The sequence below is a fragment of the Methylobacterium gregans genome, from assembly GCF_022179245.1.
GTDB classification, from domain to species: domain Bacteria; phylum Pseudomonadota; class Alphaproteobacteria; order Rhizobiales; family Beijerinckiaceae; genus Methylobacterium; species Methylobacterium gregans.
Genome location: NZ_BPQM01000103.1, coordinates 1 through 25,664, shown reverse-complemented (window position 1 = coordinate 25,664; position 25,664 = coordinate 1). Strand labels below are relative to the sequence as shown.

The following is a 25,664-nucleotide window of genomic DNA, read 5'->3' as shown; positions in this document are numbered from 1 at the left end:
TGACCTCGCCCCGGAGGCGCGAGGCCTGACCGCCGTCGCCGCCTCCGGGGCGAGGTCAGGCGCAACGTCGCCCGCGTCGACGACGTCGTGGCCGAGATCGCGCAGGCTGCGGATCAGGCCGGCCGTACGCAGGGCAGCCGGCCCCATCAGGGCGCCCGGCTCGCTGGTGCCGACATCGATCGGCGCTCCGATCACGACGATCCTGCGCGCCGCCCCGCTCATCTCGGGCACGATCTCGCTCTCCTGCGCCACATCCGCCCCCGGCACCCCGGCCTGGGCACGCCCTAGCAGAGGCCGGGCCAGAAGGCGAAGACACGGCGTGGTTGTGCGAGGCGGCTGAACACCGCTGCGCTTGGTCGTGCCACGACTGCCCAAAGCTCAAGCAGATCAGCGCCGATCTGCGTCGCGTCTCTGCATATCGCTCGGGCTTTGTGGTGAAAGCGCACGCAGTCGGCGAATGGATCGTCCTGGCATGCCCATTGCTTGAGCGCCTTAGCCGCGAAAAAGGCGGCCGGGGAACGGCATGATGACAAGACTGAAGACCTGGGTTTCGGCCGCGGCACTGGCTGGCGGCATGGCACTGACCTCCCTGAGTGCCGGCACCGCACGCGCGCAGGAGACCATCAAGGTCGGCATCCTGCACTCGCTCTCAGGCACGATGGCGATCTCCGAGACGACGCTCAAGGACGCGATGCTGATGCTCATCGCGGAGCAGAACAAGAAGGGCGGGCTCCTTGGCAAGAAGCTGGAGCCCGTCGTGGTCGATCCGGCCTCGAACTGGCCGCTCTTCGCCGAGAAGGCCCGCGAGCTGATCGCGAAGGACAAGGTCTCGGCCGTGTTCGGTTGCTGGACCAGCGTGTCGCGCAAGTCCGTCCTGCCGGTGTTCAAGGAGCTGAACTCGATCCTGTTCTATCCCGTCCAGTACGAGGGCGAGGAGAGCGAGCGGAACGTGTTCTACACCGGCGCCGCGCCGAACCAGCAGGCGATCCCGGCGGTCGACTACCTGATGAAGGAGGAGAAGGTCGAGCGCTGGGTGCTGGAGGGCACGGACTACGTCTACCCGCGCACCACCAACAAGATCCTCGAAGCCTACCTCAAGGCCAAGGGCGTGAAGCCCGAGGACATCTCGATCAACTACACCCCCTTCGGCCAGTCCGACTGGCAGACGCGCGTCGCCGCCATCAAGAGCTTCGGCTCGGCCGGCAAGAAGACGGCCGTCGTCTCGACCATCAACGGCGACGCCAACGTGCCGTTCTACAAGGAGCTCGCCAATCAGGGCATCAAGGCGACCGACATCCCGGTCGTGGCCTTCTCGGTCGGCGAGGAGGAGCTCGCCGGCATCGACACCAAGCCGCTCGTCGGCCACCTTGCCGCGTGGAACTACTTCGAGTCGATCGACACGCCCGAGAACAAAGCCTTCATCCAGCAGTGGCAGGCCTACAGGAAGAACCCCAAGGCCGTCACCAACGACCCGATGGAGGCCCACTATATCGGCTTCAACATGTGGGTGAAGGCGGTCGAGAAGGCCGGCACGGTCGATCCCGACAAGGTCATCGCCGCGCTGCCGGGCACCGAGCAGAAGAACCTCACCGGCGGCACCTCCACGATGCTGCCGAACCACCACATCACGAAGCCGGTCTTCATCGGCGAGATCAAGGATGACGGCCAGTTCGACGTGGTCAACAAGACCGAGGGCCTGATCCCCGGCGAGGCGTGGTCGAAGCAGCTCGAAGGCTCGAAGGACCTCGAGGCCGACTGGGTCAAGCTCAACTGCGGCAACTACAACACCAAGACCAAGAAGTGCGGCGGCGCCTGAGATCGGGCCGATTGCCACATCGCAGACGCTGAAATCAGAGTCGCGCGTCCCGGCGCGCGGCTCTTCCTTCCGATCGCGGAAGGATGACCTGCCGAGAGACCGGCCTTTCCATGATCCGCATTCTGATATTTCTGGTTCTACTCGGCCTATCCGCGCCTGTCCTTGCGCAGGACGCCCCGCCGGCCGATGCCTACACGCGGCTCGCGAGCGACAGCTACGGTGACATCGAGGCCGGCATCGCGGGGCTTGCCGCGAGCGGGGATCCGCGCGCGGGCGCGGTGCTCGGCGCCCTCGCGGAGGGCAGGCTTCTCTACCGACCCGCCGACAAGACGCTTTTCATCAAGCAGGGCAACGACTTGGTGGATGCCCGCACGGGCCGGCCCGCCCAGGCCGATGGACTGAAGCCGGTCCGCGCCAACAACAAGATCCGCCGCGCGCTCGAGGCCGCGCAGGGTCAACTGAACCTCACGAGCCCCGATCCGGCCAAGCGCCGGGAGGCGGCCGAGGCGGTGTTCAAGGCGCGCGATCCCGTCGGTTTACCCGCGGTCGAGCGCGCGCTGACCGCGGAATCCCACCCGGACGTGATGCGGGTTCTCGCAGCCGCCCGCGCCGCCGTGCTGCTCGCCCGGCCCGAGACGCCGGAGAACGAGCGGATCGCCGCGCTCGCGGCCATCCAGGCGCGGGGCGACGGCGACGCCATCGCGATCCTGAGGAACGTCGCGGCCAGCGACCCGAGCGAGACGGTGAAGGCCGCGGCCACCCGCGGCATCCAGGCCGTCGAGACCCGGCTCGCGGTGGCGGCGGCCGCCCAGAACGTCTGGTACGGCATCTCGCTGGGCTCCGTACTGCTGCTCGCCGCGATCGGGCTCGCCATCACCTTCGGGGTGATGGGCATCATCAACATGGCGCACGGCGAGATGGTGATGCTCGGCGCCTACACGACCTACCTCGTGCAGGACGCGATCCGCGCCCACGCGCCGGGCCTGTTCGACTGGTCGCTCGCCATCAGCATTCCCTGCGCCTTCCTGGTGGCCGGCGCGGTCGGCGTCGCGATCGAGCGCGGCATCATCCGCTTCCTCTACGGGCGCCCGCTCGAGACCCTGCTCGCCACCTTCGGCGTCAGCCTGATCCTGCAGCAGAGCGTGCGCTCGATCTTCGGCCCCACCAACCGCGAGGTCGGCTCGCCGGGCTTCATGTCGGGCGCCTTCGACGTCGCCGGCCTGTCGATCACCTGGGGCCGGATGTGGATCGTGCTGTTCGCCCTCGGCGTCTTCCTCGGGCTGCTCTTCGTGCTGCGCAAGACGTCGTTCGGCCTGAAGACCCGCGCCGTCACCCAGAACCGCCGGATGGCCGCCGCCATGGGCATCCGCACGCCCTGGGTCGACGCGATGACGTTCGGCCTCGGGTCGGGCATCGCCGGCATCGCGGGCGTGGCGCTCTCGCAGATCGACAACGTCTCGCCGAACCTCGGCCAGGGCTACATCATCGACTCGTTCCTGGTGGTGGTGTTCGGCGGCGTCGGCAACCTCTGGGGCACGCTGGTCGCGGCGCTGACGCTCGGCGTCGCCAACAAGCTGTTCGAGCCGTATTTCGGCGCGGTGCTCGCGAAGATCGCGCTCCTCGTCTTCATCATCCTCTTCATCCAGAAGCGCCCGCGCGGCCTGTTCGCGCTCAAGGGCCGGGCGGTGGAGTCCTGAGCATGACCCGCACGCGCCTCATCGACCCGAAGGGCTGGATCTTCCTCGCCGCACTCGCCGCCTTCTGCCTCGTGGTGCCGCTCCTCAACCTCGGGGTCGCCGAGAGCTCGGGGCTGCACCTGCCGACCTATCTGGTCTCGCTCTTCGGCAAGTACCTCGCCTTCGCGCTACTCGCGCTCAGCCTCGACCTCGTGTGGGGCTATTGCGGCATCCTCTCGCTTGGCCACGGCGCCTTCTTCGGGCTCGGCGGCTACGCGATGGGCATGTACCTGATGCGCCAGATCGGCCCGCGCGGCGTCTACGGCAACCCGGTCCTGCCGGACTTCATGGTGTTCCTGAACTACAAGGACCTGCCCTGGTACTGGCTCGGCTTCGACAACTTCGCTTTCGCGGCCCTGATGGTTCTGGCGGTGCCGGGGCTGCTCGCCTTCGTGTTCGGCTGGCTCGCCTTCCGCTCGCGGGTGACGGGCGTCTACCTGTCGATCATCACGCAGGCGATGACCTTCGCGCTGATGCTGGCCTTCTTCCGCAACGACATGGGACTGGGGGGCAACAACGGGCTCACCGACTTCAAGGACATCCTCGGCTTCCCCGTCCAGGCGCAGGGCACGCGCGTGGCACTCTTCGTCGCCACCGGCGTCGCGCTGGCGCTCGGCTATCTGGTGGCGCGCTTCATGACGGTCTCGGCCTACGGCAAGATCCTGATCGCGGTGCGCGACGCGGAATCGCGCACGCGCTTCCTCGGCTATCGGCCGGAGCACTACAAGACGCTGGCCTTCACGGTCTCGGCCATGATGGCGGGGGTGGCCGGTGCCCTCTACGTGCCGCAGGTCGGCATCATCAACCCGGGCGAGTTCGCGCCCACCAACTCCATCGAGGCGGTGATCTGGGTCGCGGTCGGCGGGCGCGGCACCCTGGTCGGCGCGGCGCTCGGCGCCGTCATCGTCAACTACGCCAAGACCGTGCTCACCGGCGCGATGCCCGACGCGTGGCTCTTCGCGCTCGGCGCCCTGTTCGTGGTCGTCACCCTGTTCATGCCCAAGGGCATCGTCGGCAGCCTGATCGAGCGCTTCGGCAGCCCGCGGGCGCGGGCCAAGCTGCCGCCCGAGCCCGAGATCGCGCCGAAACTCGCCGAAGAGGGGCAGGGCTGATGAGCGACGCCGACCTCCTGGCGCCCGTCAGCGTCACGGCCACGGGGCGCCCCGACGACGGCCACGCCCCGGCCCAGACCCGGCGCGTCACCGACGCGCTGCTCTACCTCGACGACCTCAAGGTCACCTTCGACGGCTACCGGGCCCTGCGCGGCCTCTCGCTCACCCTGGACCGGGGCGAGATGCGGGCGATCATCGGCCCGAACGGGGCCGGCAAGACCACGATGATGGACTGCATCACCGGCAAGACGCGGCCCGACACCGGCACGGCGCTCTTCGACGGCACCCACGACCTGACGAAGCTCGACGAGCCGGCGATCGCCGACCTCGGCATCGGCCGCAAGTTCCAGAAGCCGACCGTGTTCGAGAGCCACACGGTGGCCGACAACATCCTGCTGGCGCTCAAAGGCCCGCGCTCGGGGCTGGCCTCGCTGTTCGGCTGGCGCAATCGGGTCGAGGCGGAGCGCATCGACGCGCTGCTGACCAAAGTCGGGCTGATCGCGCACCGGTCGCGCCCGGCCGCCGACCTCTCGCACGGCCAGAAGCAGTGGCTGGAGATCGGCATGCTGCTGGCACAGGACCCCAAACTGCTGCTGGTGGACGAGCCGGTCGCCGGCATGACCGATGCCGAGACCGCCGAGACCGCCACGCTGCTGCGCGAGATCGCCCGCGACCACGCGGTGATCGTGGTGGAGCACGACATGCACTTCGTGCGCGCGCTCCAGTGCCGCGTCACCTGCCTGCACGAGGGCGCGGTGCTGGCCGAGGGCTCGATCGATGCGGTCTCGGCCGACCCGAAGGTGGTCGAAGTCTATCTCGGCCGGTGAGCGCCGTGCGGGCATCTCTCAAGCACATGGTTTCGAAAGGTCGAGACCTTTCGCGGGTGCAGGGCAGAGCCCTGCATTTGGAACCTCCGTCCCGGCTCTGCCGGGTCGGGGGTTCCAACCCGGGGCGCCGCCCCGGGACACCGCCAAAGGGCCTGGAGGCCCTTTGGGATCCCCGGAACTCCATCGAGCAGGCAGCGGGACGATGCTGACGGTCGACTCCATCGATCTGTACTACGGCGCCGCCAAGGCCCTGCGGGGCGTCTCGCTGACGGCCGAGCCCGGGCAGGTCACCGCCGTGCTCGGCCGCAACGGCGTCGGCAAGACCTCGCTGATGCGCGCCATCGTCGGCCAGCAGCCGATCGCCAAGGGCTCGATCCGGCTGGGCGACACGGTGCTGTCGGGGCTCGCGCCCTATGACCGGGCCCGTGCAGGCGTCGCCTTCGTGCCCCAGGGTCGCGAGATCTTCCCCTTGCTCACCGTGAAGGAAAACCTCGAGACCGGCTTCGCGCCCTGCAAGCGGGCGGACCGCTACGTGCCGGCCGAGATCTACGACCTGTTCCCGGTCCTGAAGGACATGCTGCACCGGCGCGGCGGCGACCTCTCGGGCGGCCAGCAGCAGCAGCTCGCCATCGCGCGGGCCCTGGTGACGCGGCCCAGGCTCCTCGTCCTCGACGAGCCGACCGAGGGCATCCAGCCCTCGATCATCAAGGATATCGGCCGGGCCATCACCTATCTCCGCTCCAAGGGCGAGATGGCGATCGTGCTGGTCGAGCAGTATTTCGAGTGGGCGCGCGACCTCTGCGACACCTACGCGGTGATGGATCGCGGGCAGGTGGTCGATGCGGGGGCACGGGCGGAGATGGACGAGGCCCAGGTGCTGCGCTGGCTGTCGGTGTAGGATCGAGGCTGGGCGCCACGCGGCTCTCCCTCCCACCCCCTCTGCGGGGGAGGGCGAGCGTGGAGAGCTGTTCTTACTCCGCCACCGCCTCGGCGACGCTCACCCGGCCCGAATCCTCGACGATCGCGGCCGCGGCCGCCTGGGCCAGAAGCGCGTAGCCGCCGTCGGCCATGTGCAGGCCGTCCGCCGCGAAGAGCTGCTTGCGGGTCAGCTTCCCCTCGCGGATCCAGTCCTGCATCAGGTCGGCGCGGCGGATCACCGGCACGCCGAGCTCGTCGCCGATCTCGCGGACCGCGTCACGGAAGCGGTAGGAGCCGGGCGTGGCGTCGAGCGCCGGGCACCATTGCGGCTCCATCAGCACCACGTCGATGCCGGCCTCCTGCATGCGCTTGATGGCGCCGACCGTCGCTGCGCGGAAATGGTCGAGGGCGACGCCGCGCAGCGGGTCGTTGCTGCCGGTCTGCCAGATCACCAGCTGGGGCTCGGCCGCGATCACGTCCCGGTCGAGGCGCTTGAGCATGTCGTCCACGTGCTCGCCGCCGATGCCGCGGTTGATCACCGTGACGCCGCCGAGCTGCGGGTAGAGCTTGCGGAGCGACGCCTCGAGGAGCGCCGGATAGGCCTTCGTCGGGCTGCTGGCGCCGATGCCTTCCGTCGAGGAGGAGCCGAAGGCGACGATGCGCAGCGGCGCGCCGATCGCGATCTGGCGGGCGACGTGGGGCAGGTCCGGCTGCTCGTCCGAGCCGAGACCCAGCACGTCGAGGTTGAGCGGGGCCGGGAGCAGGTCCGCGTAGGCCAGAACGGCGGACGGCAGCACCAGCAGACCGGCCATGAGGCCGGCTGTGCGGGCAATCGTGCGGGCGGACTTCGTGGCGGCGCGGAAGCGGGTGAAGGCAGGCACGACCGGAACCATCAATCTGTCGTTCGAGGCAGATAGAGAGTGCCACGCGGCTCCGGAAGACCGGGTTCCGCCCGACACTTAAATCCCGGGGAAATTCGTAACTCAAAATTAAGGCTGGAATGAAGCGCGTCCCGCTCGCCCTCCCTATGATCCACAGGAAGGGCGAGGACGGGATTACGCACAGGCAAGCTCGCGGGCCTGGCCCGCGCGGAAGGCGGCGGCAGCTTCCTCCGCGCGCCAGCAGGCCGCCTGATGCCCGTCCCCGACCGCGCCGAGCGGCGGGCGCTCGCGGCGGCAGCGCTCCTCGGCCAGGAAGCAGCGCGGCGCGAAGGGGCAGCCGGCCGGACGATTCGTCAGGTCCGGCGGGCTGCCGGGGATGGTCTGGAGCCGGGCCCCCTTGTCCATCGCCCCCTCGGCACGGCTGCGCAGCAGGCCGATCGTGTAGGGGTGGTGGGGATCGCGCACGATCTGCCGGGCCGAGCCGGTCTCCACGATATGGCCCGCGTACATCACGCTGATCCGGTCGGCGACCTCGACCGCCGCACCGAGATCGTGCGTGACCAGGATGATCGAGAGCCCGAGATCGCGCTGCAGCTCGCGCAGCAGCAGCAGGATCTGGATCTGCACCGTGGCATCGAGCGCGGTGGTCGGCTCGTCGGCGAGCAGCACCTGCGGCCGGCAGGCGAGCGCGAGCGCGATCATCGCGCGCTGGCGCATGCCGCCCGACATCTCGTGCGGGAAGTTGTCGAGGCGCCGCTCCGGGCTCGGGATGCGCACCCGCTCGAACAGGGCGAGCGCGCGCGCCCGCGCCTCGGCTTTCGAGACCTTCTCGTGGCGCAGGATCGCCTCGGTGATCTGCTGGCCCACCGTGTAGACGGGGTCGAAGGCGAGCAGCGGCTCCTGAAAGATCATCGAGACCTCGCGCCCGCGGTAATCCGCGAGCTCGCGCTTCGAGAGCCCCAGCACGTCGCGGCCCGAAACCGCGACCGTGCCGGTGATCCGGCTGCGTCCCTCGGGGAAGAGGCGCAGGATGGCGCGAAGCGTCACGCTCTTGCCGGAGCCGGATTCACCGATGAGCGCCATGGCCTGGCCGCGCTCGAGCGTCAGGTCGACGCCGTCGACCACCTGGACCTTGCCGAAGCCGACCTTGAGGTCCTTCAGCACGACGGCTTGTGTGTCGGTCATGCGCGTCTCTCCTCAGGCCGCTTCCCGGACGGCGGGCGCGTCCGGGTGCCCCGAGCCGGGCTGGCGTGCGAGGCAGGCCGCGCGGTGGGCGGGGCCGACCGGATCGAGGGGCGGCTCCGTGCCGGAGCAGACCGGGGCGACGAGGCGGCAGCGCGGGTGGAAGCGGCAGCCGGAGGGCGGGTCGATCGGGTTCGGCGGGTCGCCCGCGAGCAGCGCCTCCTGGGTGCGGTTGTCCGGATCGAGCGAGGGCATCGCGTGCAGGAGCGCGTGCGAGTAGGGATGCGCCGGCTCGGCCAGCACCGTGTCAGAGGGGCCGATCTCGGAGACGCGCCCGAGATACATCACCATCACGCGGTCCGAGATGAAGCGCACCACGTTCAGGTCGTGGCTGATGAAGATGTAGGTCAGCCCGAACTCGGCCTTGAGGTCGAGGAGCAGGTTCAGGACCTGCGCCTCGACCGACTTGTCGAGGGCCGAGACGGCCTCATCGAGGAGCACCAGCCGCGGCTCGAGCGCGAGCGCGCGGGCGATGTTCACGCGCTGGCGCTGGCCGCCGGACAGCTCGTGCGGGTAGCGGCCGGCGAAGCGCTTCGGCTCCAGGCCGACGCGGGCGAGAAGCGCCCGGGCGCGCTCGACCGCCTGGCGGCCCGGCACCCCGTTCACCTTCGGGCCGAAGGCGATCGAGGCCTCCACCGTCATGCGCGGGTTGAGCGAGGCGTAGGAGTCCTGGAACACCATCTGGACCTGGCGTCGGTAGGCCCGCCAGGGCAGGGCGCGGGACCCCACGGCCTCGCCGTCGAACAGCATCTCGCCGGCATCGCGCTCGATCAGCCCCATCAGGAGCTTGGCGGTGGTGGACTTGCCGCAGCCCGACTCGCCGACGATGCCGAGCGTCTCGCCCTTCAGCGTCTCGAAATCGACGCCGTCGACGGCGCGGACCACCTGCTTCGGGCCGCTGCCCTTGCGGACGGGGAAGTGCTTCTGGAGGCCCGAGACCGAGAGGAGCGGTTGGGCGGGGCCGCCGCGGTCGCGGGCGTCGATCGGCGCCCGGGCGAGAGGCTGGGCGAGAGCCGGGGAGGGGGACAAGGTGGTGACGCTCACTGGCGGATCTCCATGGCCGTCCGCAGGCCGTCCGAGAACAGGTTGAAGGCGATCGAGACGATGAAGATGGCCAGCCCCGGCAGCGCCGCGACCATCGGGTTGACGTAGATCGCGGTGCGCAGGGTATTCAGCATCAGACCCCATTCGGGCTCCGGCGGGCGAACGCCGAGGCCGAGGAACGAGAGGCCCGAGGCCAGGATCATCGACACGCTGATCAGCGAGGTCGCGTAGACGAAGATCGGCCCGACCACGTTGCCGAGCACCTGCACGCGCATGATCGTCAGCGCCGAGGCCCCGGAGAGCTTGGCGGCGTCGATGTAGTCGCGCTTGCGGATGCCCGTCGTCACGCTCTCGGCGACGCGCGCGATCTGGGGCACGAACACGCAGGTCAGCGAGACGATGGCGTTGAAGATGCCCGCCCCGAGCGCGCCCGAGAGGGCGATGGCGAGCAGCACCGACGGGAAGGCGAAGAACACGTCGATGGTGCGCATCAGGATCGTGTTGGTCCAGCCGCCCACGTAGCCGGCCAGGATCCCGATGCTGGAGCCGATCGCGAAGGCGATCAGCACGGGCGTCACGCCCATGAAGAGAGAGAGCCGGGCGCCGACCATCAGGCGGCTCAGCATGTCGCGGCCGAGTTCGTCCGAGCCGAGCCAGTAGGTGGCGTCGCCGACCGGCCGGAGGCGGCGCAGCATCGACCCCTTGTAGGGATCCATCGGGGTGATCCAGGGCGCGAAGATCGCCACCAGCACGATGGTGAGGATCACGGCGCCCGCCGCCATGGCGACGGGATCGCGCACGAGCCGGTGGCCGACATGGCCCCAGAAGCCGCGGGAGGGCGCGAAGGCCTCGGCTTCCGCGACGGGCGAGGCGGTGGGAACGGCGCCGTCAAGGGCGACGGAGGCGGCGGTGACGGGTGCAGTCATGGAAGCCTCCTCAGGCCCGCTCGATGCGCGGATCGAGGGCGGTCTGCATCACGTCGACGATGAGGTTGAGGCCGACGAAGAACATCGCCAGCACGAGGATCGAGCCCTGCAGCAGCGGCAGGTCGCGCTGGAAGATCGCGGCGTTCAGGAGGAAGCCGGTGCCGGGCCACGCGAACACGGTCTCGATCAGGATCGAGCCGCCGAGGAGATAGCCGAGCTGCAGGCCCATGATGGCGAGCGCGGTCGGGGCGGCGTTGCGCACCACGTGCTTGAACACGCCCCACTCGTTCATGCCCTTGGCGCGCAGCGCCTCGACGAAGTCCTGCGCCAGGATGTCGGCCACGAGCGCCCGGACCGTGCGGGCGATGATGCCGGTCGGGATCACCGACATCGTGATCGCCGGCAGGATGATGTAGCGCAGGTGCTCGAAATCCGGCCGCCAGTTGCCCGAGCCGTCCGGCCCGGCGCCGGTCGGCGGCAGCCAGCCGAGCGTCGCCGAGAAGATGATCACCAGCACCATGCCGAGCCAGTAATGCGGCACGCTCACCCCGAAGACGGAGAGCGCGGAGGCCGCCCGGTCGAGGATCGAGTTGCGGTGGTAGCCCGCGACGAAGCCGAACAGGGTCCCGAAGGTGAAGCCGATCAGCGTCGCCACGGAGGCCAGGATCAGGCTGTTGACGACCGCGCGGGCGACCTCGCCGAGAACCGGGCGGCCGGTGGCGATCGAGGTGCCGAGATCGCCCTGGAGCACGTGCCAGAGCCAGATCGCGTACTGAACGGGAAGCGGCTTGTCGAAGCCGTAGGCCGCGCGCATCTCGTCGATGGTCGCCTGGGTGGCGTCGGCCGGCAGGACGGCGCTCAGGGGATCGCCGGGCGCCAGATGCACCAGCGCGAAGCAGACCACGCTGACGCCGAAGGCGACCGGCGTGACGTAGAGCAGACGTTTGAGGATGTAGAGCAGCATCGGCTGTCTTGACTCGACTGTTTCAACGGTACGCGCGGCGGTTCGGACGCATCGTCCGAACCGCCAGACTTCAGACCCGCGTCCTGAGCGTGCGCGGGTCCCCTCTCCGGCACGGGAGAGGGGCCTGTCGCGGCGCCAGCCCGTAGGCCGGACGCCGATCTCAGCGGCTCGCGGTCCCCATCGTGATCTGCGAGAAGTCCTGGAACCAGTTCTGGGCCTGCTTGAAGCCCTGGACCTTGGGGCTCATCGCGCGCGGATTGACGTCGTGCGTGATCATCACGAACAGCGCGTCGTCGACGAACTTCTCGTGGACCTGCTTCAGGATCTTCTCCTGGTCGGTCTTGTCGAAGGCGTTGCGCACGCCGTCGAACAGCTTGTCCATCGCCGGATCACAGTAGTAACCCCAGTTCGTGCCGTTCGGCGGCGCGAGGTTGCATTGCAGGTGGCGGATGTATCCGGTGAAGGGGTCCTGGATGAAGTACGAGTAGTTGATCGCCGAGACGCCGCGGGAGATGTCGGCCTTGGCGCCGGCGCGCCAGATGTTGATCAGCGTGTTCCACTCGACCACCTCGAAATCGACCTTGAAGCCGACCTCGGCGAGGCTCTGCTGCACGAACTCGTTCATCGGCAGGGGCTGCATCTGGCCCGAGCCCGAGGCCGAGATGCCGACCTTGATGGCGAGCGGCTTCTGCGGCGTGTAGCCGGCCTCGGCCATCAGCTTCCTGGCGGCCTCGGGATCGTACTTCACGTCGAAGGTGGGCTTGCCGAACCACTGGTGGCCGGGCGGCATGAAGCCCTTGGCCGGGATGGCGAGACCGCCGAGCAGCTCCTTCAGGCCCTCGCGATCGATGCCGAGATTGGCGGCCTTGCGGATCCGGATGTCGTTCCAGGGCGAGCCCTCGATGCGGGACAGGTGCCAGGTCCAGTTGTGGGGGTAGGAATTGGTGACGATCTTGAAGCCGGCCGCCTTGAGCGAGGGCACGGCGTCGGGCGCGGGCGCCTCGATCCAGTCGACTTGGCCGGAGCGCAGCGCGGCCACGCGGGCGTTGGCCTCGGGCAGCGGCACGAGCACGAGCTTGTCGAGCTTCGGCACCCGCGCCTTGTCCCAGTAGTTGGTGTTCGGCACCATCTCGGCGCGCTCGCGGGGAGCGAACAGCGTCATCTTCCAGGGGCCGGTGCCGGAGGGCGTCTTGGCGAAGGCGTCCCAGTTCTTGCCCAGCTTCTCCCACTGGGCGGGCGAGGACATCATGATCCAGGCGAGCTGGTAGAGCAGGGTCGCGTCCGGCGCCTTGGTGACGACTTCCAAAGTCATCGGATCGACGGCCCGGTAGCTCGCCACCGCGGGGATGCGGGTGCGCCCCTGCGCCGACTGGCGCGGATCGTATTGCGGCGCGTCGTTCTTCAGGAGCTTGTCGAGGTTCCACACCACCGACTCGGCGGTGAAGTCGGAGCCGTCGTGAAACTTCACGCCGGGACGGATCTTGAAGGTCCACTTGGTCTTGTCGTTCGGGTCGACCGTCCAGCTCTCCGCTAGGCCCGGGACGATGTCGGACGGCTTGTCGGCCGACGACAGGTCCCAGTTCACGAGCCCGTCATAGACCGTGTAGCCGGTGAACCGCATGCCCTCGCCACCGTTATCGGCTTGCCCCGTGGTCAGCGGGATGTCCGACGCGGTCATGCCGATGCGGAGCACGCCCTGAGCCAGGGCGCCGGGCACGGCGAACCCGGCCGTGAGGACGCCGGCGAGCGCCGCGCGGGCGCCGAGTCGTTTCGCGGTAGAGAACATATCGAAAGTGCTGGCTCCGTGGGGGGACACATCGGGTGCCCTCGGGACGGATCCGCCTATGCAAGGGGTCGGCCAACACGGTCTCGCGGCCCGCCTTTTCTCGGCCCCGTCGCGATCCGAACCTCGGCAGGACCTTCGCTGGACTTCGGCGCGGGCGCGCACAGAACAGAAGAGAACAGATCGGTTCGAGGCATCGCTAGCCCTGGCCAGCCGGGCGGGCGCGATCACGCGCGCCGGACACGCTCCGAAAGCCGGGGCGCATCCGCGCATCGGGCCGGCGTCCCGGAGCCGTTGCGGCGACCCCGGAGGACGGGAGCGGCCGCGACGCACCCGCCCGGGCCCGCTCAGGCAGGCCGCTCGTCGTCGACGACGCTCACATGGGCGGCCACGATCTTCCAGCCCGCGGGCAGGCGGGCCCAGGTCTGGCTCTGGCGCCCGACCCGGCCGGGCGCGCCGTCGCGCCGGAACAGGGTCATGGCCGTCGCGAAGTCGCGGCCGTAGGTCGTGATCACGGTCCGCTCCAGGGACCGGGCGAGACCGACCGGCGAGCGAGCCCGGCGGAAGGCCCGGATCGCGTCCATGCCGTAGAGGTTCTCGCCCGCGCCGTACCGGATGGTGCGGGGATCGTCGTGAAACAGCGCCTCCAGCGTCGCCACGTCGTTGCCGACGAGGGCGGCCTCGTAGACCCGGAAGGCCGCCTCGACCTCGGCCTTCACCGCGGGATCGTCGATCTGCATCGGTGCCTCCTTCAGCCGAGTGTCGCGACGGGGGCCGCGACCGCGCCGACGCGTTCCAGATGGCGGGCGACACGCAGCGCCACATCCTCCCGCCAGGGCGCGGCGATGACTTGGACGCCGAGCGGCAGGCCGGCGTCGAGCCGGACCGGCACCGCCACGACCGGCAGGCCGATGAAGGAGATCGGCTGCGTGAACAGGCCGACATTCGCGCGCACCGGCAACTCGACACCGTCGATCACGAAGTGGGTCTGGCCGCGGCGCGGGGCCCGGCAAGGCGTGGCAGGGGCGAGGATCACATCGACCGTTCCGAACAGGTCGAGCACGGCCGCGCGGTACCAGCGGCGGAAGCGTTGCGCGCGCTCGACATGGGGCGCCGGGATCATCGCGCCGGCGATCAGACGGTCGCGCACCGCCGGATCGAAATCGCCCGCGCGCGTGCGCAGGCGATCGAGATGGAGGGCCGCGCCCTCGGCGGCGGTGATCAGGTAGGCGGCCGCGCGGGCGCGGCGCGCCTCCGGGATCTCGACCGTGCGGGTCGCGCCGAGGGCCTCGGCGACCCGCGCGACCGCCGCGAAGGCCTCCGGGTCGCCTCCGCCCGCGAAGTAGCCGCCCGCCACGGCGATGCGCAGGTCCGCGATGCCGGCATCCAGACCCGGCAGGGCCGGCTCGGGCGGGCGGGTCGTCGCGACCGGGTCGGCCGGGTCCGGCCCCTGCATCGCGTCGTAGGCGCGGGCGAGGTCGCCGACGCCGCGCGCCATCGGCCCGAGATGGTCGAGGCTGCCGACGAAGGGGAAGCTGCCCGCCCGGCTCAGCCGCCCGTAGGTCGGCTTCAGGCCGAAGCAGCCGCAGAAGGCCGACGGCACCCGGATCGAGCCGTTGGTGTCGGAGCCGAGCGCCAGCGGCACCAGCCACGCCGCCACGGCGGCGCCCGAGCCGCCCGACGAGCCGCCGGTCATGTGCGCCGGGTCGTGCGGGTTGCGGCTGTCGCCGTCATGCACGTTCTCGCCGGTGAAGTCGTAGGCGTACTCGCCCATGTTGAGGGCGCCGACGAGGATCGCGCCCGCCGCCTTCAGGCGCCTGACGAGCGTCGCGTCCTCTTCGGCCGGAGGCCGGTCGCGATTGATCTTCGCGCCCGCCCGGGTGGGCAGGCCGGCGATGTCGATGAGGTTCTTGACCGCGAAGGGCACGCCGGCGAGCGGTCCGTGGACACGGCCGGCATCGACCGCCTCGGCCTGCGCCCGCGCCCGTGCGGCGGTCACGTCCGTGAAGGCGTTCACCGCCGGATCGAGCGCCGCGATGCGGGCGAGCGCCGCCTCGGTCACCGCGCGGGCGCTGACGCGGCCCGCGCTCACCGCCTCGGCGATGGAGGCGGCCCCGGCCGTGCTCCAGTCGTTGATGGTCTCGTCCGTCATGGTGCTAGGCCTCGAAGACCGGGGCCGCCTCGGCCTCGTCGGGCAGGGGGAACCCTGCGACGAGGTCGGCAGCGGCGGAGAGCACCGCGAGGTTGCGGCAGACGGGCTCGATCCAGGCGGGATCAAGGGTGAGGCCGAGCAGGGGGGCGGCCGCCGCGGCGTAGGCCGTCAGATCCGGCACCGCAGGTCCAGGGGCAGGGACAGAAGCAAGGGGCATCGTCGTTCCTCGTCGATAGGGGCTGACGCGCAGAAACTTGGCCGTTTGCCTATTTTGGTGGCATTAACCGGCGGCCATGCAGGACCGATGCGCAGGTCGGCGGTCGACCAATTGCCTTTTTTGAAGGCAGTGACCGCACGACCTGCAATTCGCTTAAAGGATTAGCAGGATGCTCACGCTTGCGGCGCGTTGGCGAGCGTCACCAGGGTGTGCAGCAGGACGTCGGCACCGGCCGCGCAATCCGCCGGCTCGGCCGATTCCGACTCGTTGTGGCTGACGCCGTCCTTGCAGGGCACGAAGATCATCGCGGCCGGCATCCGGCCGGCGAGGTTGCAAGCGTCGTGGCCGGCACCTGAGACCATGCGGCGTCGGCTGAGCCCAAGCCCCTCGGCAGCGCCGTCGACCGCCGCGATCAGGTGCGGATGGAACGGCACAGGCTCCTTGCGCCAGATGCGGGTGAGGGCGATCGCGAGGTTGCGCCGGGTGCCGATCTCGGCGGCCGCCTCGTTCAGGGCCGCCTCCATCGCGTCCAGGACGGCGGAGGCCGGGTCGCGCACGTCGAGGGTGAAGCGGATCTGGCCCGGAACCACGTTGCGCGACGGGCTGACGATCTCGGCCTCGCCCAGCGTGGCGACCGCCGTGGGCGCGTGCGCCAGCGCGATGCGCTCCACCGCCAGCGCGAACTCGGCCAAGCCCAGCATGGCGTCGCGGCGGCGGGGCATCGGCGTGGTGCCGGCGTGGCTCTCGAAGCCCGCGACCGTACCGTCGAACCACGCGATGCCCTGGCCGCCCTCGACCACGCCGATGGTCTTCTGCTCGGCCTCCAGGATCGGACCTTGCTCGATATGCAGCTCCACGAAGGCACCGATCTCGCGCGCGCCGACCGGCTCGCCGCCCTGGTAGCCGATGGATTCGAGGGCTTCGCCGACGCTCACGCCCTTCGCGTCGCGTTTGGCCAGGATCTCGTCGGTGGTGAACTCGCCCGCGTAAGCGGCCGAGGCCATCATGGCGGGGGCGAAGCGCGAGCCCTCCTCGTTGGTCCAGTTGACGAGAAGGAGCGGCGCCTCGGTCTCGATGCCGGCATCGTTCAGGCTGCGCATCACCTCGAGCCCGGCGAGCACGCCGAGGATGCCGTCGAACTTGCCGCCGGTCGGCTGGGTATCGAGATGCGACCCGCAGGCGATCGGCTTCCGACTCATGTCGCGGCCCCGGCGCAGGGCGAACTGCGTGCCGAGCGCGTCGGTGCCGACCTCCAGCCCCGCGGCCTCGCAGGCGTCCCGGAACCAGTCGCGCACCGCACGGTCCTCGTCCGAGAGCGTCAGGCGGTTGATCCCGCCGGCCGGGGTGGCGCCGAACCGGGCGGTCTCCATCAGGGTGGACCAGAGGCGCGATCCGTCGACGCGCAGGTTGTGGGTCTTCGTAGGATTCTTCGCAGGAGTGTCGGCTGACATCGGCAACGCATCCTCTCGCCGGTCGGGGACCGGGACCGGCAGGGCTCGGGGTACAGAATCGGCGCCCGGCCTATCATCCGCGCGCCGCCCTGCATCAGCAACTGGAATGCCAGCCGCGGAGGGCCGGGAGGCGCGCCGCCATGCGCCGGACGCACAGGTAACGGGATCCCAGAGGGCCCGAGGCCCTTTGGCAGGGTCCCGGGGCGGCGCCCCGGGTTGGAACCGCTGCCCCGGCAATGTTGGGACGGCGGTTCCAGATGCAGGGCTCTGCCCTGCACCCGCGAAAGGTCTCCGACCTTTCGAAACCGATTACCCGGGGTAGCGGTAGGGGTCGGGCCGTCTGGCCGCCTCGTAGACCGGCTCGCCCGCGACCCAAGTCGCCTGCACGCGCTCGGGGCCCAGCGTCATCTGCACGAACAGAAGCTCCTCGATGTCCGTGCAGTAGCGGGCGCGGTGAGCGAGCAGCGGCGAGGCGGCGGTGTCGAGGACGCAGAGATCCGCCTCGTAGCCGACCGCGATGCGGCCGATCCGGTCCTCCAGGTGCAGCGCCTCGGCGCCGCCCGCCGTCGCGAGCCAGAGGGCGCGCACCGCGTCGAGCTTGTCGCCGCGCAGAGCCGCGACCTTGTAGGCCTCGCCGAGCGTGCGCACGAGCGAGAGCGTGGTGCCGGCTCCGACATCGGTGCCGAGCCCGGTCCGGACCGGGCGCCGCGGATCGAGCGCGTCGAAGAGCCGGAACAGGCCGCTGCCGAGGAAGAGGTTCGAGGTCGGGCAGTGCGACAGCGCCGCGCCCGTGCGGTGGCAGGTGCAGAAATCCTCTTCCTCGACGTGGATGGCGTGGCCGAAGACCGCGCGCGGCCCGACGAGCCCGGCATGGGCGTAGACGTCGAGGTAGCTCGACCGCGCCGGAAAGAGGTCGCGCACCCAGGCGACCTCGGCCGGGCTCTCGCTGAGATGGGTCTGGAGATAGAGGCCGTCGTGCTCCCGCAGCAGCGCGCCGGCCGCGTCGAGCTGCGCCTCTGTGCAGGCGGGGGCGAAGCGCGGCGTCACGCCGTAGAGCTGGCGCCCGCGCCCGTGCCAGCGCCGGATCAGGGCCTCGCTCTCCCGGTAGCCGCGCTCGGCCGTGTCGAGCAGGGCCGAGGGCGCGTTCCGGTCCATCAGGACCTTGCCGGCGATCATCCGGGTGTTGAAGCGCTCGGATTCGGCGAAGAAGGCGTCGACCGAGTGGGGGTGGACCGTGCAGTAGACCGCGGCCGTGGTTGTGCCACAGGCCAGCACCTCGCGCAGGAAAAGGCGCGCCGTGTCCTCGGCGTGCCGCCGGTCCGCGAACGAGACCTCCGCCGGGAAGGTATAGCGCTCCAGCCAGCCCAGCAGCTGCGCCCCGAAGGCGCCGACCATCTGGATCTGCGGGTAGTGCACGTGGGTGTCGACGAGCCCCGGCAGGATCAGGCCGTTCGGGTACTCGACCGGCACGACGCCCGGCGGCAGGGCGCCCTTCGTCAGCTCGTAGGCGCCGAAGGCGGTGATGCGCCCGCCCTGCATCACGACGAGTCCGTCCTCGTGGTGGACGAGGCAGGAGCCGGGCTCGGAGAGGAACGGGTTCGCCCGGAGGGTGAGGACCCGGCCCCGGACGGCCCGGACGGTGTCGGCGGCTGCGGTCAGTGCGCGGCTCCGGTGGTGACGAACTTGAGGACGAAGAGGGCGGCGATGCCCCAGACCACCGGCTTCACGTCCCGCGCCCGTCCGGTCAACAGCTTCAGCACCGCGTAGGTGATGAAGCCGAAGGCGATGCCCGTCGCGATCGAGTAGGTGAAGGGCATCAGAAGCGCGGTGACGCAGGCGGGGATCACCTCGGTCAGATCGTCCCAGTCGAGATCGACCAGCTCGCGCAGCATCAGGCAGGCCACGTAGAACAGGGCCGGCGCGGTGGCGTAGGGCGGCACCGAGCCGGCGAGCGGGGCGAAGAACAGGCAGGCCAGGAACAGCACGCCCACCGTCACCGCCGTGAGCCCGGTGCGGCCGCCCTCCTCGACGCCCGACGCGCTCTCCAGATAGGCCGTGGTGCTCGACGTGCCGAGCAGCGAACCGGCGAAGATCGCGGCGGAATCGGCCATCAGAGCCCGGTCGAGTCCGGCGGTCCGGTCCGGCGTGAGAAGGCCGGCGCGGCTCGCCACGCCCATCAGCGTGCCGGTGGCGTCGAAGAGCTCCACGAGGAACAGCACCAGCACCACGTTGAGGATCCCGGCCGAGAGCGCGCCCGAGAGGTCGAGGGCCAGGAACGTCGGCGCGAGCGAGGGCGGCAGGGAGACGACGCCGCCGAAGCTGTTGCCGGCCACGAAGAAGCTGAGGGTGGTGACGCCGAGGATCGAGATCAGCAGGGCGGCCTTCACCTTGCGCACCGAGAGCACGGCGACCGCGAGGAAGCCGACGACGGCGAGCACCGTGCCGGGTCTGTGCAGGTCGCCGAGCGTCACGAAGGTCGCGGGGCTCGCCGCGACGATGCCGGCATTCTTGAGCGCAATGATCGCCAGGAACAGCCCGATCCCCACGGTGAGCGCGATGCGCATGGAGCGCGGGATGCCGTCCACGATCACCCGGCGCAGGCCGGTCAGCGTCACCACGAGGAAGCAGACACCTGAGACGAACACGGCGCCGAGCGCCGCCTGCCACGTGTAGCCCATCCCGAGCACGACGACGTAGGCGAAGTAGGCGTTGAGCCCCATGCCGGGCGCCATCGCCACCGGCCAGTTGGCGAAGAGGCCCATGATCGCCGAGCCGATCGCCGCCGCGAGGCAGGTCGCGACGAAGACCGCGCCCCGGTCCATGCCGGCGTCGGCGAGAATGCTCGGGTTGATGAAGACGATGTAGGCCATCGTCAGGAAGGTGGTCAGCCCGGCCAGCATCTCGGTGCGCACGCTGGTGCCGTGCGCGGAGAGCCGGAACAGGCGCTCCAGCAGCCCGCCGCCCGGCCGGGCCTGTGCGATGTCGGATCTCGCGTCCATGCCGTCCCCGCCCACTGTGCCTCAGCCGTTAGCCGTTCCGGCCGATCGTCGCCTCGATCTGGCCGTGCGGCTCGTCCGTCGGCAGGAAGACGGTGCCGGGATTGTCGAGGCCGAAGGGTGTGAGATTGATCGGGATGTAGTGCTTGTTCGGCATGGCGAAGCCGATCTCGGCGATCTCAGGCGTTGCGGCCAGCGCCGCCTCGCCCATCCGGTACATCGAATCCTGCACGCTCGCCGAGTAGGTGGTGCCGAAGACCCGGATCAGGGTCTCGAGCACGGCCGCGTTCGCCGCCGCGTAGTCCGTCGGCGCCGCGCTCCAGGTCCAGGTCGCGTCCATGCTGGTCGCGGCGATGCGGTCGTCGGTGTCGGGCAGCGTCCGGTAGGCGTCGTCGAAGAAGTTCGACCAGCCGGACTGCGTGGTCTTCATGAAGGTGTAGCCGCGCAGGCCCGAGCGCAGCATCTGCCTGTCGCGGCTCGCCGTCAGCGCGACGTAGCCGGTGCCGTTGCCGTCGAGGGTGAAGGTATGGCCGTGGGGGGTGCCGTCGATGGCATGGCGCAGCCAGCGCGTCTCGCGGCCCTCGACCGAGATTTCCTCGACCTGCGGGTAGGTGTCGAGGAAGAGCGCGGCGACGGCCTGCGCGAACGCCTCCTTGTCGAGGGCGACGTTGCGCGCCGCCACCACGTTGACGATGTTCTTCACGGTGTCGGTGGCGACGCAGGCGCGATTGTCGGCCCGCGTCCAGGCGGCGTCGAACCCGCCCTTCATCAGCACCGTCAGGGTCAGCTCGCGCGGCGTGTGGTGGTCGCCGTCGCGGGCGAGGCGCATCACCCGGACGCGGCCCTTGCCGTAGGTGGAGGCGGTGAGCGGCATGGCGGGCTCCGGTTGGGTCGCGCTATCGGTCAATGGGCTTCGGCGACCTTGGCCTGACGGATCGCCGCGTCGCGGGCCTCGGCCGTTCCGCCCAGGCCGTTGAAGAAGAGGTTCAGTCCCACGGCCGCGATCGCCGCCAGCAGGATGCCCGATTCCAGGAGCGGATGCAGCGCGTGCGGCATCTGCTTGAAGAAGGCGGGCGCGACGAGCGGTATCATGCCGAAGCCGACCGAGACCGCGACGATGAACAGGTTGTTGCGGTTGCCCGCGAAATCGACGCCCCCGAGTATGCGCGTGCCGGTGGCGCCGACCATCCCGAACATCACGAGGCCCGCCCCGCCGAGCACGCATTGCGGCACGGCCTCGACGAGCGCCGCGAGCTTCGGGATCAGCCCGAGGCCGAGCATGATGAACCCGCCCGCCACCGTGACCCAGCGCGAGCGGACGCCGGTGACGCCCACGAGCCCGATATTCTGGGAGAACGAGGTGTAGGGGAAGGTGTTGAACACGCCGCCGATCACGGTGCCGAGCCCGTCCGCGCGCAGGCCCCGGGTCAGGCGCCGCTCGTCGACCGGATCGGCGGTGATCTCCGAGAGCGCCAGGAACATGCCGGTCGATTCGATCATCACGACGATCATCACGAGGCAGAGGGTGACGATCGAGACCAGGTCGAAGGTCGGCCAACCGAACGCGAAGGGGCGCACCACGTCGAACCAGGGCGCCGCCGCGACGCGGTCGAGATGGACGAGGCCGGCGAACCCGGCCACGACCATGCCGAGCACGATGCCGATCAGAACCGAGGCCGAGGCGACGAAGCCCCTCGCGTAGCGGGTGATGACCAGGATCGCGCCGAGCACGAAGGCCGCGATGCCGATATAGAGCGGCGCGCCGTAGTTCGGGTTGCCGACGCCCCCCGCCGCCCAGTTCACGCCGACGCGCATCAGCGAGATGCCGATGACCAGGATGATCGTGCCGGTCACCACCGGCGGGAACAGCGGCAACAGCCGCCCGATCAGGGGCGCGACGAGGAGCCCGAACAGGCCGGAGGCGATCACCGCCCCGTAGATGCCCGTGAGGCCGATCTCCGGGGTGGTGCCCATCGCCACCATCGGGGTCACGGCCGCGAAGGTGACGCCCATCATCACCGGCATGCGGATGCCGATGCCCGGCAGGCCCCAGCTCTGGACCAGGGTGACGAGGCCGCAGGCGAAGAGGTCGGCGCTCACCAGCATCGCCACCTGCTCCGGCGGCAGCTTGAGGGCCCGCCCGACGATGAGGGGTACCGCCACGGCGCCCGCATACATCACCAGAACGTGCTGGAGGCCGAGCAACCCGAGGGCGCCGCGGGAGAGCCGCCGCCCGAGCAGCGGGCCCGATCCGGCCGCCGATGACGGGGGAGGGGGCAACGACATGGAGAGCCTCCGTGAGCGACGTCGATATGAGCGTTCCGGCGCCGGCCGGACGCGGTCAATGCAGACCATGTGCCAGACCCGGCGACCTCCGGAGTCGATACGCGCGCCGGAACGGAACATTTCTCAGCATTCGGCTCTTTAGAGCCGGACAGTCGGGATGAACGCGCCGACGAAACCTGCAATCGAGTCGTCCATGATCACACGCGCTTCACTCGGCGTCGCCATCGCGCTCGGCCTCGCCGTCTGCGGCTCCGCCCAGGCCCAGTCGGTCGGCGCACCGGCCGGTAAGGATCCGGCCACCGCGGCCGGCGGGACGCAGGGGATCGCGGGCAAGCGGAACGTGGCGCGGGCCTTCCGCAAAGGCGATGCGGTTCGCGCACCACGGGGCATCGGCATTCCAGTCACCGCTGCACGGCGGCGCTGAGGCGCGCCGCCCCCTCACGCGCCATCAGAAGACGTGGATCGACACCCCGGCCAGAAAGGTCTTCTCCTCCGCGCCGGCACCGGAGATTCCGGTTGTGTAGATCGCCGGCGTGACGGCCCGACTGAAGTAGTCCATGTCGTTGCCGAACTTGTTCCGCCAGTACTGAAATCCCACGAAGGCGTCGAGGCGGCCGGGCTGGTTCCAGATCAGCTTGCCCACATCGAGCACGAGGTTGGTGCGCGACAGGAACTCGACCGTCGTCGGCGTGGATGTCGGCGTGCTCGTCCGCCCCTTGGGCATCACGATATTGTTGAACCCCGCGACCCGGAGCGGGAAACCGCCGAGCAGGCCGTCGAGCGGGAAATTGTAGACGATCTCGAATTCCGGCGTCGTCTCGAAGGTGACGTCGCGGTAGGGGGCCACCGCGAAGCCGTTCCGGTTCCACTCCTTCGAGGCGTGGACCGCGACGTTCAGGAAACCGACCGGGACGTCGATGGAGAAGACGAGACCGCCGACCACCAGACGCTTGCGCGGCCCGAAAGGCGTGTTCTTGGCGTTGGCGTCGAAGCCGAAGGACAGCGACACGTCCTTGATCAGACCGCTGATCGCGAAGGCCTTGGTGCCCGTCATCTTGTTGCCGCTGAGCGTGCCGCGATAGAGACCGTAGGCCTCGGTCGCGCCGTAGCCGAAGAGCGTCGTCTGCCCCGGGATCTCGTTGCGCGTTCCCGCAGGGTCCTGCGAGCCGGATTTCAGGACGTCGAGGGAGAGGAAGTTCGTTCCGTAGGCCCAGGCGTTCGCGTGCGCGATGTTGAGGATGTTCTTCGGGATGTCGCGCCCGTCGCTCGGATCCGCGGTCTTGAGCTTGGGAATGCCCGGCTCGGAGGCGGTGAACGCGTGCCGATAGCTGATCTGCGTGTCGGCGAAGACGAAGAAGGGCGCTTCCTTCTGCTCGGTCCGCTCGGGCGCCGCGCGCTGCCGTACAGCATCCATGTCCGCGGCACCCGCCGCCGCGACCATTTCCAGCGACAGCAGTGCCGCCACCGCGCTCCGTCCGATCATCGCACCCCCCCGATCCGACCAAATCTGTATTCGTGTCGCAATCGAGGTGCCATAACGGCGATCAGATCGGGCATCTCGTGATCAAGTCACCGAAATGCAACATTTCACGCCCTATGCGGACATGCGATTTGTGCATCCATTTCAAGCGGATGCGGGATACAGGCTTACTACGCCCAGCGATGCCCCACATCCGAGACACATCTAGAGATTGCACTTGATCGTCGGCAGCGAACTCCGACATCAAGGGCCGCGTTGCCGGGCGGCGATCGGACCCATCGGTGATGCAGGACGAGGCCGATCCCGGGTCAGAGGGACACGATCCGTCCGACCGGGCGGCGCGCGGCCCGGCGCCAAGTTACCGGCTCCTGGCGCAAGGCCTGCTATGCCGGGCAGCATCCCGGATGACCGGCGTACCGACTGAGAGAGACAATGGCCTCCGCTTCCCTCACCCTCGCCGCACTCGACGCGATGTCGACGCCCGATTTCACGGCGGCGCTCGGGGCGATCTACGAGCACGCGCCCTGGGTCGCGGCGGCGGCAGCGGCCCGGCGCCCCTTCGCGACGGTCGAGGCGCTCGCGGACGCGATGCGGCGGGCGATCGAAGAGGCCCCAGACCCGCAGCGCCACGCCCTCCTCGCCGGCCATCCGGAACTCGCGGGCCGCGCCGCGCGGTCCGGCCACATCGAGCCCGCGTCCGTGGAGGAGCAGGCGGCGGCCGGTCTCGACCGCCTCTCGGAGGCCGAGTACGCCCGCTTCGAGGCCCTGAACGCGGCCTACCGCGCGCGGTTCGGGATCCCCTTCATCCTCTGCGTGAAGCGCCACGGCCGCGCCTCTCTCCTGCGCAGCTTCGAGGCCCGCCTCGCCTCGGATCCCGAGACCGAGCGGCGCACCGCGCTCGCGGAGGTGTTCCGGATCGGCGCGATCCGCCTCGGCGGGCTGGTGGAGGGCGCCGGGCCCCTGCGCACCACGGGCAGCCTCTCCACCCACGTCCTCGACACTGTGCGGGGCCGCCCGGCCGCGGGGGTCGGCGTGGAACTGCACGAGATCGTCTCGGCGGAAGACTCCGTCCTCGTCGCCCGCGCCGTGACCAATGCGGACGGGCGCACCGACGCGCCGCTGATCGGCGGCCGCCCGGTGCCGATCGGGACCTACGAGCTCCGCTTCGCCCTCGGAGCCTACCACCGCGCGGCCGGGCACGATCTGCCCGACCCGCCCTTCCTCGACATCGTGCCGCTGCGCTTCGGCGTGTCGGACCCGGAGGGGCACTACCACGTGCCCCTGGTGGCGACGCCCTGGAGCTTCCAGACCTACCGCGGCAGCTGAGGCGGCCTTGCCGGCCCGGTGCGTCGGCCCAGATCTTCGACGATCGGGGAGGTGCTGCCGTGGGCGGGACGAAGAGCGTCGATGTCGTGATCAGCGGCCGGGTGCAGGGCGTGTCCTACCGGGCCTGGACCGAGCGCGAGGCGCGGGCCCGCGGCCTCGCGGGTCACGTCCGCAACCGCCACGACGGCTCGGTCGAAGCGGTGTTCTCGGGGCCCGAGGCCGCGGTCGACGCGATGCTGGCGGCCTGTCGGGAGGGACCGCCTGGCGCGCGCGTCACGGACGTCGCGGCGACGGGGCGCCCCGAGGTGGCATCCGCCGGCTTCCGCATCCTGTCGTAGGACCGCCTCCGAACGTGCGAGGGCGGCATCCACCGCCGACCGCAGACAATCTGGAAACGGACATCGCTGAGGATGACCAAAGGCCTCGCCGACAGCACCGTGGCCGTGCGCGCGAACGCGTCTACTGCGACAGCAGGAGTTTGCCCGATCTCGGGCAAACTCCTGCTGT

General features: G+C 70.0%; 24 protein-coding genes. 8 read left to right on the top strand and 16 right to left on the bottom strand.

The features are described from left to right. A partial coding sequence (locus MFF54_RS19360; protein ID WP_238304456.1) for an arginase family protein occupies positions 1-222 on the bottom strand: 222 nt, incomplete at its 3' end. A 352-nt stretch (positions 223-574) separates the two neighbouring features. Between MFF54_RS19360 and urtA the strand changes: the two genes are divergently transcribed. From urtA to urtE, 5 genes are all read left to right on the top strand, one after another. Further along, on the top strand, positions 575-1,816 hold the full coding sequence (gene urtA, locus MFF54_RS19355; protein ID WP_370880261.1) for an urea ABC transporter substrate-binding protein: 1,242 nt from the start codon (positions 575-577) through the stop codon (positions 1,814-1,816). A 110-nt stretch (positions 1,817-1,926) separates the two neighbouring features. Further along, entirely contained in the window at positions 1,927-3,513 is a 1,587-nt protein-coding gene (gene urtB, locus MFF54_RS19350; RefSeq protein ID WP_238304447.1) for an urea ABC transporter permease subunit UrtB, read from the top strand. Between the two features lie 2 nt (positions 3,514-3,515). Then, the gene (gene urtC / locus MFF54_RS19345) at positions 3,516-4,664 is read left to right on the top strand and encodes an urea ABC transporter permease subunit UrtC (RefSeq protein WP_238304446.1); all 1,149 of its coding nucleotides are present in this window, start codon (positions 3,516-3,518) and stop codon (positions 4,662-4,664) included. Further along, positions 4,664-5,491, top strand: coding sequence for an urea ABC transporter ATP-binding protein UrtD (gene urtD, locus MFF54_RS19340; protein WP_238304445.1), 828 nt, complete (start codon positions 4,664-4,666; stop codon positions 5,489-5,491). Before urtC ends, urtD begins: the two co-directional genes overlap by 1 nt. Before the next feature lie 202 nt (positions 5,492-5,693). Then, positions 5,694-6,389, top strand: coding sequence for an urea ABC transporter ATP-binding subunit UrtE (gene urtE, locus MFF54_RS19335; protein ID WP_238304444.1), 696 nt, complete (start codon positions 5,694-5,696; stop codon positions 6,387-6,389). Between the two features lie 73 nt (positions 6,390-6,462). Here urtE and MFF54_RS19330 read toward each other — a convergent pair whose 3' ends face one another. The 14 genes from MFF54_RS19330 to MFF54_RS19265 form a co-directional block, all read right to left on the bottom strand. After that, positions 6,463-7,302, bottom strand: coding sequence for an SGNH/GDSL hydrolase family protein (locus tag MFF54_RS19330; RefSeq protein WP_370880257.1), 840 nt, complete (start codon positions 7,300-7,302; stop codon positions 6,463-6,465). A gap of 162 nt (positions 7,303-7,464) precedes the next feature. After that, entirely contained in the window at positions 7,465-8,475 is a 1,011-nt protein-coding gene (locus MFF54_RS19325; RefSeq protein WP_238304443.1) for an ABC transporter ATP-binding protein, read from the bottom strand. A gap of 12 nt (positions 8,476-8,487) precedes the next feature. After that, complete coding sequence (locus MFF54_RS19320) at positions 8,488-9,516, bottom strand: ABC transporter ATP-binding protein (protein WP_238304452.1); 1,029 nt, start codon at positions 9,514-9,516, stop codon at positions 8,488-8,490. A gap of 56 nt (positions 9,517-9,572) precedes the next feature. Next, positions 9,573-10,502, bottom strand: a complete 930-nt coding sequence (locus tag MFF54_RS19315) for an ABC transporter permease (RefSeq protein WP_238304442.1) — start codon at positions 10,500-10,502, stop codon at positions 9,573-9,575. Positions 10,503-10,512: 10 nt separating this feature from the next. Beyond that, on the bottom strand, positions 10,513-11,466 hold the full coding sequence (locus tag MFF54_RS19310) for an ABC transporter permease (RefSeq protein WP_238304441.1): 954 nt from the start codon (positions 11,464-11,466) through the stop codon (positions 10,513-10,515). A 160-nt stretch (positions 11,467-11,626) separates the two neighbouring features. Beyond that, on the bottom strand, positions 11,627-13,252 hold the full coding sequence (locus tag MFF54_RS19305) for an ABC transporter substrate-binding protein (protein ID WP_238304440.1): 1,626 nt from the start codon (positions 13,250-13,252) through the stop codon (positions 11,627-11,629). A gap of 344 nt (positions 13,253-13,596) precedes the next feature. Then, entirely contained in the window at positions 13,597-13,989 is a 393-nt protein-coding gene (gene hpxZ / locus MFF54_RS19300) for an oxalurate catabolism protein HpxZ (RefSeq protein WP_238304439.1), read from the bottom strand. Positions 13,990-14,000: 11 nt separating this feature from the next. Next, on the bottom strand, positions 14,001-15,401 hold the full coding sequence (locus MFF54_RS19295; RefSeq protein WP_238304438.1) for an AtzE family amidohydrolase: 1,401 nt from the start codon (positions 15,399-15,401) through the stop codon (positions 14,001-14,003). 4 nt (positions 15,402-15,405) lie between these two features. After that, a complete protein-coding gene (locus tag MFF54_RS19290) occupies positions 15,406-15,618 on the bottom strand; it encodes a DUF4089 domain-containing protein (RefSeq protein ID WP_238304437.1) in 213 nt (70 codons plus the stop codon). 173 nt (positions 15,619-15,791) lie between these two features. Next, a complete protein-coding gene (locus tag MFF54_RS19285) occupies positions 15,792-17,069 on the bottom strand; it encodes a Zn-dependent hydrolase (RefSeq protein ID WP_238304436.1) in 1,278 nt (425 codons plus the stop codon). Positions 17,070-17,378: 309 nt separating this feature from the next. Continuing rightward, positions 17,379-18,728 carry a guanine deaminase gene (gene guaD, locus MFF54_RS19280; RefSeq protein ID WP_238304449.1) on the bottom strand — a complete coding sequence of 450 codons (1,350 nt, stop codon included), beginning with the start codon at positions 18,726-18,728 and terminating at the stop codon, positions 17,379-17,381. Beyond that, a complete protein-coding gene (locus tag MFF54_RS19275; protein ID WP_238304435.1) occupies positions 18,725-20,068 on the bottom strand; it encodes an NCS2 family permease in 1,344 nt (447 codons plus the stop codon). Before MFF54_RS19275 ends, guaD begins: the two co-directional genes overlap by 4 nt. A 28-nt stretch (positions 20,069-20,096) precedes the next feature. Next, entirely contained in the window at positions 20,097-20,939 is an 843-nt protein-coding gene (pucL, locus tag MFF54_RS19270) for a factor-independent urate hydroxylase (RefSeq protein ID WP_238304434.1), read from the bottom strand. A gap of 29 nt (positions 20,940-20,968) precedes the next feature. Then, positions 20,969-22,351: a nucleobase:cation symporter-2 family protein gene (locus MFF54_RS19265; protein ID WP_238304433.1), complete on the bottom strand. Its 1,383-nt coding sequence runs from the start codon at positions 22,349-22,351 to the stop codon at positions 20,969-20,971. Positions 22,352-22,508: 157 nt separating this feature from the next. On the opposite strand from MFF54_RS19265, the gene MFF54_RS19260 reads away from it, so the two are divergent. Beyond that, the gene (locus MFF54_RS19260; RefSeq protein ID WP_238304432.1) at positions 22,509-22,775 is read left to right on the top strand and encodes a hypothetical protein; all 267 of its coding nucleotides are present in this window, start codon (positions 22,509-22,511) and stop codon (positions 22,773-22,775) included. A 24-nt stretch (positions 22,776-22,799) separates the two neighbouring features. Here MFF54_RS19260 and MFF54_RS19255 read toward each other — a convergent pair whose 3' ends face one another. Next, positions 22,800-23,834, bottom strand: coding sequence for a hypothetical protein (locus MFF54_RS19255; RefSeq protein ID WP_238304431.1), 1,035 nt, complete (start codon positions 23,832-23,834; stop codon positions 22,800-22,802). Between the two features lie 429 nt (positions 23,835-24,263). On the opposite strand from MFF54_RS19255, the gene uraD reads away from it, so the two are divergent. Both uraD and MFF54_RS19245 read left to right on the top strand, forming a co-directional pair. After that, on the top strand, positions 24,264-25,157 hold the full coding sequence (uraD, locus tag MFF54_RS19250) for a 2-oxo-4-hydroxy-4-carboxy-5-ureidoimidazoline decarboxylase (protein ID WP_238304430.1): 894 nt from the start codon (positions 24,264-24,266) through the stop codon (positions 25,155-25,157). Positions 25,158-25,216: 59 nt separating this feature from the next. Further along, positions 25,217-25,495 carry an acylphosphatase gene (locus MFF54_RS19245; RefSeq protein ID WP_238304429.1) on the top strand — a complete coding sequence of 93 codons (279 nt, stop codon included), beginning with the start codon at positions 25,217-25,219 and terminating at the stop codon, positions 25,493-25,495. Positions 25,496-25,664: the final 169 nt, after the last annotated feature.

What these genes read in the sequence shown, in the direction of transcription:
- urtA (WP_370880261.1), top strand. Translation starts at nt 575, where the DNA reads ATGGCACTGACCTCCCTGAGTGCCGGCACCGCACGCGCGCAGGAGACC.
- urtB (WP_238304447.1), top strand. Translation starts at nt 1,927, where the DNA reads ATGATCCGCATTCTGATATTTCTGGTTCTACTCGGCCTATCCGCGCCT.
- urtC (WP_238304446.1), top strand. Translation starts at nt 3,516, where the DNA reads ATGACCCGCACGCGCCTCATCGACCCGAAGGGCTGGATCTTCCTCGCC.
- urtD (WP_238304445.1), top strand. Translation starts at nt 4,664, where the DNA reads ATGAGCGACGCCGACCTCCTGGCGCCCGTCAGCGTCACGGCCACGGGG.
- urtE (WP_238304444.1), top strand. Translation starts at nt 5,694, where the DNA reads ATGCTGACGGTCGACTCCATCGATCTGTACTACGGCGCCGCCAAGGCC.
- MFF54_RS19330 (WP_370880257.1), bottom strand. Translation starts at nt 7,302, where the DNA reads ATGGTTCCGGTCGTGCCTGCCTTCACCCGCTTCCGCGCCGCCACGAAG.
- MFF54_RS19325 (WP_238304443.1), bottom strand. Translation starts at nt 8,475, where the DNA reads ATGACCGACACACAAGCCGTCGTGCTGAAGGACCTCAAGGTCGGCTTC.
- MFF54_RS19315 (WP_238304442.1), bottom strand. Translation starts at nt 10,502, where the DNA reads ATGACTGCACCCGTCACCGCCGCCTCCGTCGCCCTTGACGGCGCCGTT.
- MFF54_RS19310 (WP_238304441.1), bottom strand. Translation starts at nt 11,466, where the DNA reads ATGCTGCTCTACATCCTCAAACGTCTGCTCTACGTCACGCCGGTCGCC.
- MFF54_RS19305 (WP_238304440.1), bottom strand. Translation starts at nt 13,252, where the DNA reads ATGTTCTCTACCGCGAAACGACTCGGCGCCCGCGCGGCGCTCGCCGGC.
- hpxZ (WP_238304439.1), bottom strand. Translation starts at nt 13,989, where the DNA reads ATGCAGATCGACGATCCCGCGGTGAAGGCCGAGGTCGAGGCGGCCTTC.
- MFF54_RS19295 (WP_238304438.1), bottom strand. Translation starts at nt 15,401, where the DNA reads ATGACGGACGAGACCATCAACGACTGGAGCACGGCCGGGGCCGCCTCC.
- MFF54_RS19290 (WP_238304437.1), bottom strand. Translation starts at nt 15,618, where the DNA reads ATGCCCCTTGCTTCTGTCCCTGCCCCTGGACCTGCGGTGCCGGATCTG.
- MFF54_RS19285 (WP_238304436.1), bottom strand. Translation starts at nt 17,069, where the DNA reads ATGTCAGCCGACACTCCTGCGAAGAATCCTACGAAGACCCACAACCTG.
- MFF54_RS19275 (WP_238304435.1), bottom strand. Translation starts at nt 20,068, where the DNA reads ATGGACGCGAGATCCGACATCGCACAGGCCCGGCCGGGCGGCGGGCTG.
- pucL (WP_238304434.1), bottom strand. Translation starts at nt 20,939, where the DNA reads ATGCCGCTCACCGCCTCCACCTACGGCAAGGGCCGCGTCCGGGTGATG.
- MFF54_RS19265 (WP_238304433.1), bottom strand. Translation starts at nt 22,351, where the DNA reads ATGTCGTTGCCCCCTCCCCCGTCATCGGCGGCCGGATCGGGCCCGCTG.
- MFF54_RS19260 (WP_238304432.1), top strand. Translation starts at nt 22,509, where the DNA reads ATGAACGCGCCGACGAAACCTGCAATCGAGTCGTCCATGATCACACGC.
- MFF54_RS19255 (WP_238304431.1), bottom strand. Translation starts at nt 23,834, where the DNA reads ATGATCGGACGGAGCGCGGTGGCGGCACTGCTGTCGCTGGAAATGGTC.
- uraD (WP_238304430.1), top strand. Translation starts at nt 24,264, where the DNA reads ATGGCCTCCGCTTCCCTCACCCTCGCCGCACTCGACGCGATGTCGACG.